We start from the raw sequence: 17,462 nt of genomic DNA on the forward strand, positions 1-17,462 counted from the left end.
ATTGGCCGGGCTTTCTCTATTATAAGTTAATAACTCCTTTTAATTGTGCGAAGAACTCATCCTTCTTTCTTGAGCTGATGGGTATATTCTTCTGATCACTCATGACTACTGCCGTTCCTAATCCTTTTATGATCTTTACGATATGATGGATATTAATCAGGAAGGACTTATGCACCCTATAAAACCCTTTATCGCTCAGCATCTCCTCATATTCTTTCAGAGACTTGGAGATCAGGTGCGACACATTATTGATCAACTGAATTTTTGTATAACTATCGAAGGCTTCGCAGTAAATGATGTCCTTCAGATCTATCACGTTATATCCATCATTCACCGGAATCACAATCTTGGAGAAAGCGTTGTCATTATTCTTTACATAATCCTTCAGAATAGACGCCAGCTCATTCAGTCTTCCCTTCTTGCTCTTCTTGACTTTTTCCAATGCATCTTCGACCTCACTCACCTTAATAGGCTTGAGCAGATAATCTAATGCGGCAAACTTAATTGCCTGCAAAGCATATTCTTGGAACGCGGTGATGAAGATAACTTCGAAGTTCAGCACAGGAAACATTTCCAATAACTGGAATCCATTATGAGGCGGCATTTCAATATCCAGAAACAGTACATCGATCTGGGTATTTTTTATCATTTCCGCCGCGTCATGAATGTTCTGCGCCTCCCCGACTACCGTAACATCCTTACAGTAATTTTCAAGAATATTTCGCAAAATATGGATGTTGCGGACTTCATCGTCTACGATCGCAGCTTTTATATTACTCATAACATCTTAACAATGGGAATCAGAATTTCAACGAGCGTACCCTCTTTATTGCCGAAACCTGACTTAAATTTATCAATAATTTCTAACTTTCCAACATTTCCATTAAAAGATTTTATAATCTGCAACCGCTCTCTGATCACGCTCAGTGCTGTAGATTCGTGCTTTATCAGCCGCCCGCTCTTTAGTTCATTTGCCCTGTCCCAACCAATTCCATCATCATCTACAGAACAGTACAACATGTCTCCCATCAGCATCAGCTTCATCTCCAGGTGTCCGCTGCCATTCTTAGGTGCCAGGCCATGTTTGATTGCGTTCTCCACGATCGGCTGGATGATCATAGGGGGTATATAGATCGTATAATCTTTCAATGCGTCCTGTAATGAAAAATTGTAAGTAAATACGTTTGCAAATCTAATCTTCTCCAACTCAATATAACGTGTAAGGAAAGCAATTTCCTCATCCAGTGAGATATAGGATTTCCTGGAGTTATTCAGCATTTGCCGCATTAAGGTAGCAAAATCTGCCAGGAAATTGAGCGCCTGCTTCTCTTCCTTCTCCATAATCAGGTGCTGTACACTATTCAGGGAGTTGAATATAAAGTGTGGGTTCATCTGATTGGTCAATGCTTTGGCTTCCAGTTCTGCAATCCTCCTGTTGTATTCTGTCTTGCGCCGTTCTCCATCTTTGAATCGCAGGAAGATATACCGGAGTATGAACGAGACCAGCAGCAATACCAGCAAAATTACGATACCTCTCGCCCACCATTGCTGATACCAACGCGGCAGGATGGTCACCGTAATAGCCACCGGCTGGCTCCATTCACTCTTATATTTCCTGGCCCTGATCTGCAATTCATAAGTATCTGGCTGCAGGTCCGGGAAAGGAACGATATTCGACATGGTAGTGATCCAGCCACTGCTTGTATCGCTGGAAAAGTTATACTGGTACTCTACCAGGTCCGGCAAATCGTATACAATCGCGCCAAACTCCACTTCGTAGGAAGCTTTGCGCTGGTATAATAACGTGATCTTTTTCGCAGGCAGAAAGGTGCTGTCCCCGTACCTGATATGACTCAGGTATACGGCCGGAGGTACGGTATCGACCGGCATATTGTTGTCGTTGAAATAACTGAGACCGTTGGACGTTGCGACATATAGGATCCCATGCTGGTAATAAACCCCTCTGGTATCATCACTCATCAGGCCATCATTGCTTGTAATATTCCTGATCAGTGTCTGGGTATGTACATCGATCACAGACACGCCTTTATTGGTAGATACATACAATCTACCGACGCCATCATAATACAACTGCTGGCAGATATCACTTACCAGCTTATCGGCAGAGCCAATATGCTTCACCACCCGGTTGTCCTTCAATACGTACAAACCCTGGTCAGCTGTACCGATCCACAGATACCCGTCAATGTATTTCAGGTCTTTCACAGGTTGGTGCAGTTCTACATCTGTACCGGGAATTACCACTTTGGCGGATCCGTCTTTGCCATAGAATAATCCGGAGCCTGTACCAATATAGTAAGAAGTGTCACTTACACTGGCAATGGAAGTGATCTGCACATCCGGCACTTCCACCGAATAGTTCTCTCCTATCACCTGGTCTTTTGACACAGCTCTGATCCTGCCATCCGGCCCTACATCCATATCCTTCATATTCTTGATAGGCCGTAATACAGACACACGCTGCTGTTGGGTGTTGTAGGTAAACAGCCCGTTGTCCGCCCCGATCAGGATCTCATTTTCCTTATACGGTAAAATACTGAGGATGCTATTTCGCCCACTGGTAGTATCCAGGTTGAAGCGCCTGATATTATTGTTGCTATCGATTGTATTCAATACACCGGCATTTTGCCCTACCAGCAGGATGCCGGATCTGCGGTCTTTACAGATACTGAAAATGGAGTGAGAGTATAATCCGTTAGTATTATCAAGATAATTAAAGTAAAAATTTTTATAAGGGATATTGTACACACCATCACCGAAAGTAGTAATCCAGATATTACCATCCCGGTCTTTCAGCACGGAGGTGATGTAATGATTGTCCAGTAGCTTGGTAATATGGTGGGCGCCTTTAAAAAAGTCTTTTACATAGTACAGGGCTCTTGGTGTACCTATCCATAGGTTATCATTATCCAGGCATACATTACTGATCTCCTCATTGATCCCCCATTCGGGGCCCTTAAAAAAGCAGGTAGCTTCCTTTTGATTATACGTGTAAAGTGTATTTTTCAGGATGATCACCGGATTTCTGCGGATCCGGCCTACGAATACGTCGTCATTAATCGGGTAAGGAGAAGAAAGTAAAATCTTCTGGTCACTGTTATTTACATCCTTCAGTGACGTGAGATTAAAGTAATGCTGAAGGGGGGTGAAAATATTATTATTCCGGAGGAAGTAAAAGAGGTCAGCGCGGCCCAGTGTTTTATCATCAATTTTATATCCACTGTAGCCTATAATCAGGTTATCTGTATTGAGGAACCAGATATACCCGGCAGTCCCCTGAAACATATATTGCATGTACTGTCCGTGGGGATCCATCACCAACGAAGAATCATTGGCACCTGAGTGAATTTTGTAATTGTTGTAGAAAGAGGGCAATCCGTTCAGGGTAGAGAACCATACCCTTCCTTTGGAATCAGCAAATAGTTTTATGACATCGTTGTCAGTCAGACCATCTTTTTTGGCATAGTTGCGGAAGCGTTTTCCATCGAACTTACTGACGCCTGTAGGGGTGGCAAACCAGATAAAGCCTTCCTTATCCTGCACAGCGGAATACACGGTAGCGTTGGCCAGGCCATCCTTCACATTGTAATTGCGGATCATAAGCCCCTGTGCTGATACGTGGTCGCATAAGCACATCGTCAACAGTATCCAACATAATATGCAACGGACTGCAGGCATGAATAAGGTCAGATTTTATGGATTATGTATCCTAAGGAAAACAGGACTGACCAAACGATCAGCCCTGCTTCCGGAATATCTCTGAGTAGAGGAGTTAACAGGCAGTAATCCAGCCTTATCAACTCGTCAATTAATAAGCTCTCGCGAATAATACACGCTGTGTCGAAGGTTTACCAGTCAGAATGCAGGTACCGGCTTCCTGAGGATTGTTCAAAGGAATACAGCGGATGGTTGCCTTTGTACGCTCTTTGATCTTTTCTTCTGTTTCAGTAGTACCATCCCAGTGTGCAGAGATGAAACCGCCTTTTTCGTCCAGCAGTTTTTCAAACTCTTCCATTGTGTTAGCCGGAGTGATGTGCTCATCACGGTACGCTTTTGCCTTATTGTACATCTGCGTCTGGATATCTTCCAGCAATGCCGCAATGTAACGACCCAGGCCATCCAATGACTGGCTGGATTTCTCTCTGGAGTCGCGGCGGGCCACTTCAGCCACATTGTTTTCCAGGTCTCTTGCACCAATAGCAATACGTACAGGCACTCCTTTCATTTCATACTCAGCAAATTTCCAACCCGGACGGTTGTTATCTGCGTCATCGTATTTCACACGGATGCCGGCGGCTTTCAGTTCGCTCATGATCTCATATACTTTCGCATCGATCTTTTCCTTCTGTTCCGCACCTTTATATATAGGTACGATCACTACCTGCAGTGGGGCGATGCGCGGAGGTAATACCAGGCCATCATCATCACTGTGAGCCATTACAAGGGCACCGATCAGACGGGTAGATACCCCCCATGAAGTAGCCCATACATGTTCCAGCTTATTTTCCTTGTTGGTGAAAGTTACGTCGAACACCTTGGCAAAATTCTGGCCAAGGAAGTGGGAAGTACCTGCCTGCAGGGCTTTACCATCCTGCATCAGTGCTTCGATACAATAAGTATCCAGGGCACCTGCAAAACGCTCTGCAGGAGATTTTACACCTCTTACTACCGGCAAAGCCATATAATTTTCAGCAAAGTCGGCATATACCTCCAGCATCTGCTGTGCTTCAGCAATCGCCTCATCAGCAGTAGCATGGGCTGTATGCCCTTCCTGCCACAGGAATTCTGCGGTACGGAGGAACAGACGGGTACGCATTTCCCAGCGTACAACATTGGCCCACTGGTTGATCAGCAACGGCAGGTCACGATAAGACTTGATCCAGTCTTTATATGTATTCCAGATAATTGTTTCGGAGGTTGGGCGAACGATCAGTTCTTCTTCCAGCTTTGCAGCGGGATCAACAACCACACCAGGGCCGTCAGGATTCTTCATGAGCCTGTGGTGAGTAACCACCGCACATTCCTTGGCAAAGCCCTCAACGTGGTCTTCTTCCTTGCTCAGGAAGCTTTTGGGAATGAACAACGGGAAGTAGGCATTCTGATGCCCTGTATCTTTGAATTTTTTATCTAATACATCGCGCATTCCTTCCCAGAGCGCAAATCCATAAGGTTTGATGACCATACATCCCCTTACGGCAGAATAATCGGCTAAACCGCCCTTCAGCACCAAATCATTATACCATTGTGAATAGTCTTCGGAACGGGCCGTGATCTCTTTACTCATTTAAAATCTGATTATATAATTGTCGATTATTTCACTGACTTACAATACATTACACAAACACATCCGAAACATTATATTTAATTAAATATTTTGGCGTAATATTTGTGCTAGATATATTACCAAAAGGTAAAATGTCACAAACCTACATGAAAATCAGAAACGTGCAAATAGTTTGCTAAAATATTATGAACGGTTTAGGAATCTTGTAACGTTTGCCGACATTTGGACGTTAAAATAGTGTAAATTTATGGTGTAATTCAGGCTAAAAATTCCGACAATGAAATCAGCTCCTTACCTTGCTGTACTAACGCTAATAATATTAAGTAGCTGTTCGTCAGCATATAAAACCACACAAACACCGGATGATGTCTATTATTCTCCGAGAGTTAAACCCACTTATGCTTCTTCTAATAATAACAACCGGGATGATAACGTTTCATATACGGAAAGTGAAGATGGGGGTACATACGTTAATTACGACGATGACCAGGGGGATTATGCTCGCCGCTTAAGTCTGTTCAACAGTTCTTATTCCGGTGGTTTTTATGACTATTATGGCACACCTGGTGTATATTCCAGCATGTATGCCAATCCATACTATGGTTATGGTAGTTCCTTCCGCTTAGGTTTTGGCTTTGGATATGGATATCCTTATTATGGTTCTGCATTCAGCCTTGGCTTCGGCTATCCTTACTACGGAGGTTTTTATGATCCATGGTTCTATCCATACTATGGTTATGGCTATGGTTACGGTTATCCTTACTATGGCGGTTACTACGGTGGCTATTATGGCCATGGTGGTGGTTACTATACCGGTTACAGACGTACCACCCGTAACACTGCATTTTCAAATGGTGCTACCGGTGGTCGTGTAATAGGCAATGGTTCAACAGGTGGACGTACCAGAAATACCGATTTCCGTCCAAGCAGAGTCGTTGATAATTCCGGCAACAGTGGTGGTCGTACCGGTAATAACTCAGCAGGTTCCTACCAGCCGAGACGTACCTTTACACCTTCATCCGGTGAGCGTACTACAGTAGACAATGGTGGTGGTTCCCGTGGTTCTTATACTCCATCCAGAACCTATTCACCTCCACAACAGTCTCAGCCTTCTTACCAGCCACAACGCTCTTACTCACCAGCTCCATCCTATAGCCCAGGCCGTGTAGGCGGTGGCGGTGGTTCCTTCGGTGGCGGCGGCGGTGGTGGTCGCGCAGTTGGCGGCAGAGGCCGTAACTAAGTAAAAATGATTTGATCATTGATATTCTTTAAAAATGTACCCTGGTCAACTAGGCCGGGGTATTTTTTAACCCTTAATTCTACCATATGATGAAAAGAATGGTGTTAGCCATTGCTATGACGGGAGCCTGCATTTCAGTTCAAGCCCAGCAAATTGATGATGCTTTGAGATTCAGCAGCAGCGCTCCTTCGGGAACAGCACGTGCACAGGCCGTAGGTGGGGCCCAGGGTGCATTGGGTGGGGAAGCTTCCTCTATGTATATAAACCCTGCTACAGTAGGTTTTTTCAGAACCAGCGACTTCTCCTTTACAGTAGGTGTTCCTTCTATATCCACAACGGGCAATTATCAGAAAGAGTCAGCCAGTGACTCCCGGACCAATTTCAATATTTCCAATGCGACCATTATCTGGGGCGGCAGAAGGAAAAAACCAGGTAGTAAATGGCAAAACTTCAGTGGTGGTATCGGTGTAAACCGTACGTACAATTATAACCAACGTACTTACTACACCGGCGATATCTCGAACTCTTCTTTGTCTTTAAACTATTACCTGGCCGCAGATGCAGCTGGTATTACCAATCCTAATGCCCAGTTAGGCGGTGATCCGGACCAGACTATTCTCGCACACTCCTCTTCTCTTGCTTACCAGACTTTCCTGATCAATCCTGTCAAAAATGCAGATGGTTCTTTTGCAGGGACTTTCTATTCTGCTGCAGAAGCAACCGACAACAGTGTGAAAGTACGCCAGGAAGGCACCACTTTTGAAAGAGGGGGTAATACAGAATTTGCCGGTAACTTCGGCGCTAACTACAACGATAAGTTCTATATCGGTGGTGGTGTGGGAGTACCCAACATACAGTACAGGAGAGACCAGACCTGGAAGGAAACAAATATCAATACCGTTTCTACAGACCTTAACTATTTCACCGTTACTGAATTCCTGAGAACATACGGTACCGGTATCAATGCTAAACTGGGTATCATCTACAGACCTGTACGTTCCCTGAGTATCGGTGCTACCGTACACTCACCATCCTGGTTGTGGCTGACTGATTCCTACTCTACCGATATGACCACTTCCACCAAGTCACACGGTATCTACTCATTCTCTTCCCGCGATAGCCGTTATGACGGACTGGATGATGAGTCTAAATATACCGTGCGTACACCATGGAAAGGTATCCTGAGTGCTACCTACCTGTTCGCACCATCAGCTGATACCCGTAAACCTACAGGTTTTATCTCCTTTGATTATGAATATGTAGATTATTCTTCCATGCACTTCCGCTTCAAAAACAACGACGGCTATGACCGCGAAACTGAAACGGATAGAAATAATGGTATTAAAGATACCTACCAGGCCACTTCAAACTTCCGCGTAGGCGGTGAGTTGAAACTCCACACCATTGCTTTACGTGCCGGTTATTCCTATTATGGCAGCCCTTACAAATTAAGCAGCCTGGAAGGGTCACGTTCTTACTACTCCGGTGGTGTAGGCTACCGTAATAACGGTTTCTATATCGACCTGGCATTTATTTATGGTTCTTCTACCAATTATGTTCAGCCATATACCATGCTGGCAAACAATCAGGGATATGTAACCCCTAATGCTGCCAAGATCGATCGGAGCTCTTATACCGGTCTCGCTACCTTCGGCTGGAAATTCTAAAGTCTTATAAAGTTCAAAAAGCGCTTCTGTTAATAACAGAAGCGCTTTTTGTTTTCGCCCAAATGCTCTATTTTTAGTTTTATATTTATTCCCCTTATCCATGATCAATATTCAGACCTATACAGTGCTGCTTTTATTGTTGCTTCACTCCGTTTATGCCAAATCACAAGACGATCCTGACAACATTGAACTGACTTCATCTTCTGAGACCTTCGAGTTTCAATACAACACCAAACAAAAACAGGTCACAATCAAACAGCTCATTCACAAAGACTTTGTATGCAACAGTTTCCGGGCTACCACCCCATTCTCCGAGCCCTTCAATAATCAGGAGGAAATTACTGACCTCACTATTCTAACCGACGGAAAAAAAAACAAAAACATCGTTCCTGCATACGACTACCTCAACATCGACGAATACTTCTACTCTGACCAAAAGATCTGTTATTTCAATCTACCCTTTTTAAAACAAGGCGCCCGCAATGAAATAAACATAGAAAAAGTAATTCACGATCCCCGCTACCTCACCACCATCTATTTTACAGACCGATTTCCTGCCAGACAAAAGACGATCACGCTCATTGTACCCCGCTGGATGAATGTCGACATTCATACTTTCCATTTTGAGAATCAAAAGATAAAAACGGAGAAATCGTACGATAAAGAACGTGATGCAGATATCTATACCTACACCGCAACCAACCTGGCCGCGATGAAAAAGAGTGCTATGAGCCCGGGGCCCAGCTGGATTTACCCGCACTTACTGATCCGTAGCAAAAGTGCAGATTACAAAGGGGAAAAGATTGCCTACTTCGATACGACCGATGATCTCTATAAGTGGTGTTATAACCTGACCACCCAACTCCACCCGGATACCGCTGCTTTAGGCGTAAAAGCCCGGGAAATCACAGCGGGTATTCCGGATAAATTTGATCAGCTGAAAGCGATCTTCTACTGGGTAGAAGAGAACATCCGCTACATTGCTTTTGAAGATGGTCTTGCCGGCTTTCGTCCGGATGAAGCACACGAAGTGATGCGTAAGAAATATGGAGATTGTAAAGGCATGGCCAACCTTACAAAAGAACTCTTGCTCCGCTGCGGACTGGATGCACGACTCTGCTGGATAGGTACGAACTACATCCTGTACGATCACAGCATTCCTTCTCTGAGCGACGACAATCATATGATCTGTGCTGTTCAGTACAACAATAAATGGTGGTTCCTCGACGCTACTGAAAAATATATGCAACCCGGCATCTATGCTGAACGTATTGCAGGCAGGCAGGTTATGATCGAAAATGGTGACAAATGCCTGTTAGAAAATATTCCTGCTACCTCGGCAGCACAGAATGCGCGGATTTTTAAGGAATCGCTGGCTGTAGAAGGCAACAATATGACCGGGAAGATTCAATACATATACAATGGAGAAAGCAAGTCCGATCTGCTGTACACCATCAACATGACAAAAAAAGACAGGGTACAGACGGCCCTTGAAGCCTATATTACAAACAAGAACAGCCACTATAAAATATCCAATGTTACCACAACAAGGCTTGATCAGCGGGATGGTGACCTCGAAGTTAATTTCGACCTGCTCTATCCGGATGCTGTTTCCTCCTTTGGAAAAGAAATGTACATCGATATTGATTATAACAAGGAATACAACAATGCTGTTATCGACACCGTCAAACGTAAAACTGATATCCGTTTCGACAGCAAGAACAACTACATTACAGAGACAACGCTGCTCATTCCTACGGGGTACAAAATGACTTCCCTGCCGGAAGATCTGCACATTGCTACACCTCATTATAAGTTTGACATCACTTATAAAGCAGCTGGCAACAATATCATTTATCGAAAGCAATTGCAAATAAATGATACCTATTTACCAAAGGCTGCTTTCGGGGACTGGAATAAGGCGATAGCCGCATTAACAAAAAAATACCTGGAACAAATAACCCTTACCCAACAGTAAATAACAACCACCTATGTATAAAAGCATCGTCATTTCGGCCCTGCTATTTACCTACGGCCTGTATGCGCAGGCACAGTCAAAACAGGAAAGAGCCTATCAGGAAGAAGCTGATCAGGTAAAAAAAGAGATCCAGGATGTCAAAGATCCGGCATTTGCCCAGACGGCCATTCCGGAGAAATACCAGCATGAATCAGCTGTTATCCTCGCCCTGAAGTTCTCGCTGGATGCGGATCATAGCCGTCGAAAGGACCATATTACAACCACACTTCACGAACGTGTAAAAATTCAGGACAAAGCAGCACTGGAGGAATATTCCGAATTCAACATCCAGAAACTCAAGAGCAGCAGCTGGTACCGCGGTTATAAACTCGCCTCCTTTATGGGCATTCGGGTGATCAAACCCAATGGGCAGCAACATAATATTGATATGAATGATGCCGTAAGTGTAAAAGATGAGAAGAATGATAAGAAGCAAAAAATCGCGATTGCTGATCTGGAAGTAGGTGATATCATAGATTACTATGTACGCATCAACAAAGACGCGGCAAACTGGTTTACCAATCCTGATCCGTTAGATTACAGCATTGGTGAAAAATATCCTATCCTTGATTTTTCGCTGGATGTCAGGATCTTTAGGAAAATGGGCGTATCCTGGAGATACCTGAATGATGATTCAGCTATGTTGAAGCATACAAAGGAAGATGAAGATTATGTATTTACTATTCATAAAAAAGATGTACCCAAAATTACGGACGAGCGCTGGCTATATCCCAATCGGAGTCTACCTACTTTAAGACTTACTTATAATGGGCCCAGGGAGTTTGTGAATGGAGTGAATGAAGAAGATATACAGGAATATCTGACATTCCAGATCATCAGTAAAGGGCCACAATATGCTGCGGGGGCAACGATCATGAAAGAGTTTCCGGATGTGCTACATAACTACAGGAAGGTGAATAATAAACCTGATATGTCTAAGCGGGAGATTGCGGAACTGGCTTATTATTACATCCGCTATGCGGCGCTTTACCGCGAGCAGCCAGGAACAGGGGCTGATATAGAAGTGGGACAGAATAGAAAGCTCTATTCTCCAAGGGCACATTTTGTGGCCAATGCATTTCGCCAGTTGTTATTGAAATATGATATAGAAACAGATCTGGCAGCGGCCGTACCCCGTAGTGTAGGTACCTTGCAGGATGCCGTGTCACTGGATGACCTGGAATATTTTATCATTGCTAAGCCGGACGATAAACCAATGTATTGCTATCTCGGCTCTATGTTCAGTTATCCTGATGAATTGCCAACCGGGCTGGAAGGGCAGGAAGCATATTCAGTAAGTGTGACCGGCAGTAAGGGTGCTAAGAGGGAAAGCTTTAAGAAGATTACACTGCCGGTAAGCACTGCGGCACAAAACCTGGATGCAGAGAAACTGAATATCACCTTTAATGCAGAGAATCCACAACAGTTGATTATTGACAGGATAATCCGGACTAAAGGACAATATCGTTATCAATATGTAGCATTGCTGCTGTATGAAGATATGCTGCGGGAAGAGCGGCATACATTGAGCATGTCTACTTCTCTCCAGCAGGATTTATATGCCGATGGCAGCAACCGGAAGCGATTTGCTGAATACCAGGCTGCATTTGAGAAAGCACGTAAAGATATGGATGAGACGGTGAATGAGAGTATCGCTGGTGATTACAATACGAAGCCAACGAATGTAAGTTATTACAAAATAGCGGAGCAGGGACTGGAGAGTCAGCATAAGCCTTTCACCATGCAACAGACATTTACCATGGATGGTTTTGTAAAGAAAGCAGGCAATAATTACATGCTGGATATAGGGAAGTTAATAACCGGACAGATAGAATTGGCACCTGAAGAAAGAAAGCGTACCTATGATGTGTATATGCCTTTTGCACGTACGGTATCCTACGAAGTATATGTGAATATCCCGGACGGGTATACACTGGAAGGCGCAGAAAATCTGAATAAATCTGTGATCAACTCTACGGGACAATTTGTAAGTAGTGCTAAAATAGCCGGCAATAAGCTGGTGTTGAATATAACGAAGATCTACAATCATCCTTATGAGGCGGTGGGCAACTGGGATCAGATGATGGCATTTATGGATGCAGCGTCTGATTTTACAAAGCAGAAAGTATTGCTGAAAAAAATGTAAACTGGCTGATATGCCTCAAATTGAAAAAAGCTTTGGCTTACGGCCAAAGCTTTTTGATATCTTCCAGTACCCCCTCTCCTCTTTCATACCAACTAATTTCTTTATCTTTTTTAAACCAGGTCATCTGCCGTTTTGCGTATTGCCGGGTATGTATTACCACCAACTCCTCCGCCTCTTTCAAACTCACTTTCCCATCCAGATAGTCAAAGATTTCGGTATATCCCACTGTCTGCAGCGCATTATGTGACCGAAATTCATTCACTGCCCTTACCTCATCCACCAACCCATCTTTCATCATCTGCTTTACTCTCGTCTCAATATTCGCATGCAACAGGGGCTTCTCCAATTCAATTCCCATTTTGATAATCTCAAAATCCCGCTTAGTCACATTCCCGGTTCTGAAAGTCAATATTGATTTCCCGGTAGCCAGGAAGACCTCCAGCGCACGCATCAACCTTTGGGGGTTTTGCACTTCACCGACGGCATAGAACCCGGGATCTTTCGCCTTCACTTCTTCCTGTAGCCAGCTCAATCCTTCCTGTTCATACCTGGCAATCACTTCCTGTCTGATTTCGGCCGGTGTGGCCGGTATATCATCAATCCCTTCACAAAATGCCTTCATATACAACCCTGTGCCGCCGCATAATACGACGACGTCATTATTCTTCCATACTTCCGCTGCATATTGCAATGCTAACTTCTCAAAGATACCAGCATTCACTTCTTCGCGAATGCTGTGAGAATTGATAAAATAATGGGGAACAGCTGCTAATTCAGCAGGACCGGGCTTAGCCGTGCCAATACTGATTTCCTGATAACACTGCCTGGAATCTGCTGATATAACCGCGGTATTGAAATATTGGGCCACCTTGACAGCCATCGCGGTTTTACCGGCAGCTGTAGGACCTGCGATTACTATAACCTTCTTATCCTTCATGTATATTAATACATGTCTTCATTGCCACCATCATCCATGCCTTCATCCTCACTTTCATTGTTGTCATCTTCCTCTCCTTCTTCTCCAAATCCATCTTCACTCATGCCCTCTTTATTCAGGTCGTACTTTTCTTCCATTTCTACCAGCTTATCCCCTACCAGTCCCTTTGTACCGTATTGACTAGGGGCTAAACCTTCTTTTCTGACACAAAGCGGATATGTAACTCTCGAGTTTTCATCTTTGGATACCCCGATCAGTTCCACCAGGAATGTCCAGTTCTTCGCAAAATCATACAGGTAGATAAACTTCTGATTAGGCGTTTTCACTGCAGCTGCGATCACAGTCTCCTCCATCAGTAGTGGTTCTGCTTTGCGGACTACATTGTCTTTTTCGAGAATGATCTCTCTTCCCCGTTGCCAATTATCGTTGCTACGGAAAAAAGTCGCTTTATGTTTATTGTCAAATTCGAATGACTGCAAAATGACTTGGTGGAATTGTAAAAATGTCTGGTCTGGTTTAATGGAAATATCCCTGTACACACTTTCATCTTCTTCCCAATAAACTCTGAATTTCAAAACAGGCATGACAATAAAGGATTTTATTGAATAATTGGATGTTTCTGTTTCCGGTTTAATGCTAATGATACATAAATTGCTATTATATAGCAAACATCAATCCTTATTTCAGCAACATCACCACTTTACTAAATTAACATTTTTATTTAACTGGTGTCAAATCCATCTCTTTTGCTCTTTCCAGCAGAAAAGCATAAGCGGCATCGTAGGTATTGGGTATGATCCCATCCAGAATGGCCTCGCGGATCGCATTTTTCAGATCACCAACGGTTCTGCACGGGGTCAGGTTAAAAGTTTCCATGATCATCTCACCTGTTACCGGTGGCTGCCAGTTACGCAGGCGATCGTTCTCTTCTATCTCCTTCATCCGCTGCCTTACCATCTCATAATCATCCAGGTATCTCCGCACTTTCGCCACATTCCTGGAGGTGATATCTGCCTCACATAGCATCATCAATGCCTCTACATCTTCCCCCGCATCAAAGAGCAGGCGGCGTATAGCAGAATCGGTGATATTTTCTTTTGTGAGACTGATGGGCCGCTGGTGCAATTCTACCAGTTTCTTAACAAAGCGCATAGGTTCATGGGTAGGCAGTTTCAGTCGGGAAAAGATGCGGGGCACCATTTTCGCACCTACCATCTCATGTCCGTGAAAAGTCCATCCATGGCCCTGTTCGTAACGCTTGGTGGCAGGCTTTCCGATATCATGCAGCAGGGCTGCCCAACGTAACCAAAGGTCTTTGGTATTCCGGGAAATATTATCTACAACCTGCAAGGTATGCGAAAAGTTCTCTTTATGTCGCTTACCATCTACTGTTTGCACCCCGGCCAGATCTACCAGTTGCGGGAAGATGATCTTTAACAGACCACTCTTGTATAACAGATTCAGGCCAACAGAAGGTACGGCCGACAGCATGATCTTATTCAACTCGTCTGTAATACGCTCCTGGGAGATTATTTTGATACGTTCTGCCTGTTCCTTAATTGCCTGAAAGGTTTCGTCTGCGATTGCAAACTGCAATTGTGCAGCAAAGCGGATAGCCCGCATCATACGCAGGGGATCATCGCTGAAGGTCTGGGCAGGTGCCAGCGGGGTACGGATAATCTTCGCATCCATATCTGCCAGACCATTAAAGGGATCAATCAGACTTCCATAATCTTCTTCATTCAGGCTGATAGCCAGTGCATTGATGGTGAAATCCCTGCGTAACTGGTCATCCTGCAGGGTACCGGGTTCCACTTCCGGATTACGGGACTCCGCCCTGTAACTTTCTTTCCGGGCACCTACAAATTCCACTTCGAATTCATTCCATTTCACCTGTGCGGTGCCATAGGTTTTAAAGAAGCTTACTTTGGCGTTCTCAAAGTAGGTAGCTACCTTATGCGCAAGGGCAATGCCATCTCCTACGCACACCACATCCATATCTTTAGTACGGCGGTTCAGCAGTTTATCACGCACGAAGCCCCCTATCAGATAGCAGGGCACACCCAGCTCATGGGCTGCTAATGCTATCTGCTCCAACACTTTGCGTTCCTGTAAGGTACAGGGTATGTCAATAGGCTTTCTGCTGATCATATTTAAATAAAACGGCAAAAGTAGTTTTTTTTAGCCGATAGTCCATAGCCTCCTGCATGGTATGAGTACTACTCCCTGATTACCTGTAAGGTGCCATCTTTCAGCAACTTAACAATCCGGGAGGGTTGCCGGGGGGTATTATCCTCCTGCCGGTAGGACACTACATAATCTACGCCATTTTTCACAGCCGGGTCAATGTCTGCAAAAAATGCAGGGGAAGGTTGGCCGCTCAGGTTGGCGGACGTGGACACCAGCGGCTTACGAAGGCGTTTTACCAGGTGCCGGCAGAAAGGGTCCTGCACCAGGCGGATGGCCACGGTGCCATCTTCGTTGATCACGTTGGGAGCCAGGTCGAGGGCGCCTTCATATATAACGGTGGTAGGTCTGTCGAATCCGGCGATCAGATCGGCTATAGCCGGGTCCGGGTGGGCAACGTATTTCAGGAGGTCTTTTACATCTGCGAGTAAAATGACCAGGCTTTTCTTTTCAGGACGTTGCTTAAGGGCAAAGACCTTTTTCACCGCTTCTTCATCAGTGGCATCGCAACCTATGCCCCAGATCGTGTCTGTAGGGTAGAGAATAAGGCCTCCGGTTCTCAGGGCAGCAAGTGATGCCGTTACGTCATTTTCGAAATCAGTGGTCATAAGTGTATGTAGGCTTGGACGTTTTAAAATTTTAAGGGCACAGGAGGTACTTTTGGCAGGTTTATATCTCAGGCTGTCGGCTGAATTACAAGACTTTCACCTGCTGCTATAAGCTTTGATATACCTTCATCACTTCAGCAGCACATTTATCTCTGGTGAATTTCTCTGCCTGCCTGATCCCTTTTTCTTTCAGTACCTCCATCCCTCCGGGATCCTGTACCACCGCTACCATGGCAGCTGCAATCGTTGCAGGTTGTGCAGGATCGATATACAATGCGGCATCCCCGGCTGTTTCCCCGAAACAGGAGCCGGCGGATGTGATGACCGGTATATGAGACCACATCGCTTCCAGAATGGGAATGCCAAACCCTTCAAAAAAGGAGGGGTAGATGAGCGCTTTAGCTCCCTGGTAGAGGGCCGGCAGGTCATTATAAGCAAACTTCACTGTATCATTAACAAGAATCACCTTATTTTGAAGGCCATTTACTGCAATAAAATCAATCACCTTCTTTTTATAGCTGCTCCCCCCACCTACTACCAGCAGAGGAATATCCACCTTACCTTTCAATTGTACCATTGCCTGCAGAATGCCTAACAAATTCTTGCGTTCGATCAGCGATCCTACATACAGGAAGTACTCCCCTGGGAAGTTATATTTAGCCAGCATCTGCGCAATATCCGCCTTGCTGTGTTTCACCCCGAATGACTCATCACAGCTTTGGTAAGCGACTGCAATTTTATCCGCCGGTGTGTTATAATACGTAATCAGATCCTGTTTAGTTTGCTCACTGATAGCAATCACCTTATCAGCATACTGGCAGGCATACTTAGCTTTTTTGCGATAGGTCTGCACATCAATGGGATTATACTGTTCCGGATTGCGTTCAAAGATCAGGTCATGCATCGTAACGATGCTCCTGACCCCACTCTTATGGATGCCGAAGGGAATTTCGTGACTTAAACCATGATAGAGATCTATACCTTGCCCTGCCAGTTCACTCACTACGTATTTGCTGCGCCACAGGCCCTTCAGCAGGCGATGCAGGGGCTTCTGTGGCAATATGGTGGTCATATTGCTGAAGGCAGCAGGATTGTACATACCGGTTAGTTTTGGTGCATACAGGTAGTAATGGTGCTCCGGGTAATAGGTGGCCAAAGAGCTAATCAGGGTCCGGCTATAGTTGCCGAGACCTGTATTATTCTGGAAAGCCCGTTTGGCATCGAAAGCAATGTTCATAGAGTGGTTTAAAGGGGTATAAAGGTAAGAAATAAAAAATTGGAGCATTTTCCCGACAATAAGGCAATATCCCTATCCAGTGGAAAATTCCCACCTCTTTTACTATGTTTGTAAAAAA

The 17,462-nt window shown here is 44.6% G+C and carries 12 protein-coding genes; 4 read left to right on the forward strand and 8 right to left on the reverse strand.

What is annotated here, in order from left to right; genetic code table 11:
• Positions 1-19: 19 nt before the first annotated feature.
• From ABDW33_RS06375 to proS, 3 genes are all read right to left on the reverse strand, one after another.
• A complete protein-coding gene (locus tag ABDW33_RS06375; RefSeq protein WP_146967894.1) occupies positions 20-781 on the reverse strand; it encodes a LytTR family DNA-binding domain-containing protein in 762 nt (253 codons plus the stop codon).
• Entirely contained in the window at positions 778-3,621 is a 2,844-nt protein-coding gene (locus ABDW33_RS06380; protein ID WP_343689230.1) for a two-component regulator propeller domain-containing protein, read from the reverse strand. Before ABDW33_RS06380 ends, ABDW33_RS06375 begins: the two co-directional genes overlap by 4 nt.
• A 208-nt stretch (positions 3,622-3,829) precedes the next feature.
• Positions 3,830-5,305: a proline--tRNA ligase gene (proS, locus tag ABDW33_RS06385; RefSeq protein ID WP_343689231.1), complete on the reverse strand. Its 1,476-nt coding sequence runs from the start codon at positions 5,303-5,305 to the stop codon at positions 3,830-3,832.
• 277 nt (positions 5,306-5,582) lie between these two features.
• On the opposite strand from proS, the gene ABDW33_RS06390 reads away from it, so the two are divergent.
• The 4 genes from ABDW33_RS06390 to ABDW33_RS06405 all read left to right on the forward strand — a co-directional run bounded on the left by ABDW33_RS06390 (position 5,583) and on the right by ABDW33_RS06405 (position 12,375).
• The gene (locus tag ABDW33_RS06390; protein WP_343689232.1) at positions 5,583-6,545 is read left to right on the forward strand and encodes a hypothetical protein; all 963 of its coding nucleotides are present in this window, start codon (positions 5,583-5,585) and stop codon (positions 6,543-6,545) included.
• A gap of 86 nt (positions 6,546-6,631) precedes the next feature.
• Positions 6,632-8,212 (forward strand): hypothetical protein, encoded by a 1,581-nt coding sequence (locus ABDW33_RS06395; protein ID WP_343689233.1) that lies wholly within the window; start codon positions 6,632-6,634, stop codon positions 8,210-8,212.
• Positions 8,213-8,312: 100 nt separating this feature from the next.
• Positions 8,313-10,190 (forward strand): transglutaminase domain-containing protein, encoded by a 1,878-nt coding sequence (locus tag ABDW33_RS06400; RefSeq protein ID WP_343689234.1) that lies wholly within the window; start codon positions 8,313-8,315, stop codon positions 10,188-10,190.
• 13 nt (positions 10,191-10,203) lie between these two features.
• Entirely contained in the window at positions 10,204-12,375 is a 2,172-nt protein-coding gene (locus ABDW33_RS06405; protein ID WP_343689235.1) for a DUF3857 domain-containing protein, read from the forward strand.
• Between the two features lie 37 nt (positions 12,376-12,412).
• Here ABDW33_RS06405 and miaA read toward each other — a convergent pair whose 3' ends face one another.
• The 5 genes from miaA to ABDW33_RS06430 form a co-directional block, all read right to left on the reverse strand.
• Positions 12,413-13,312 carry a tRNA (adenosine(37)-N6)-dimethylallyltransferase MiaA gene (gene miaA / locus ABDW33_RS06410; protein ID WP_343689236.1) on the reverse strand — a complete coding sequence of 300 codons (900 nt, stop codon included), beginning with the start codon at positions 13,310-13,312 and terminating at the stop codon, positions 12,413-12,415.
• Positions 13,313-13,317: 5 nt separating this feature from the next.
• Complete coding sequence (locus ABDW33_RS06415; protein ID WP_343689237.1) at positions 13,318-13,896, reverse strand: hypothetical protein; 579 nt, start codon at positions 13,894-13,896, stop codon at positions 13,318-13,320.
• 133 nt (positions 13,897-14,029) lie between these two features.
• Complete coding sequence (locus ABDW33_RS06420) at positions 14,030-15,463, reverse strand: HD domain-containing protein (RefSeq protein ID WP_343689238.1); 1,434 nt, start codon at positions 15,461-15,463, stop codon at positions 14,030-14,032.
• A gap of 68 nt (positions 15,464-15,531) precedes the next feature.
• Positions 15,532-16,107, reverse strand: coding sequence for an L-threonylcarbamoyladenylate synthase (locus ABDW33_RS06425; protein WP_343689239.1), 576 nt, complete (start codon positions 16,105-16,107; stop codon positions 15,532-15,534).
• 106 nt (positions 16,108-16,213) lie between these two features.
• On the reverse strand, positions 16,214-17,344 hold the full coding sequence (locus tag ABDW33_RS06430) for a glycosyltransferase family 1 protein (RefSeq protein ID WP_343689240.1): 1,131 nt from the start codon (positions 17,342-17,344) through the stop codon (positions 16,214-16,216).
• Between the last annotated feature and the right edge of the window lie 118 nt (positions 17,345-17,462).

Source organism: Chitinophaga sp. (genome assembly GCF_039596155.1).
Taxonomy (GTDB): Bacteria; Bacteroidota; Bacteroidia; order Chitinophagales; family Chitinophagaceae; genus Chitinophaga.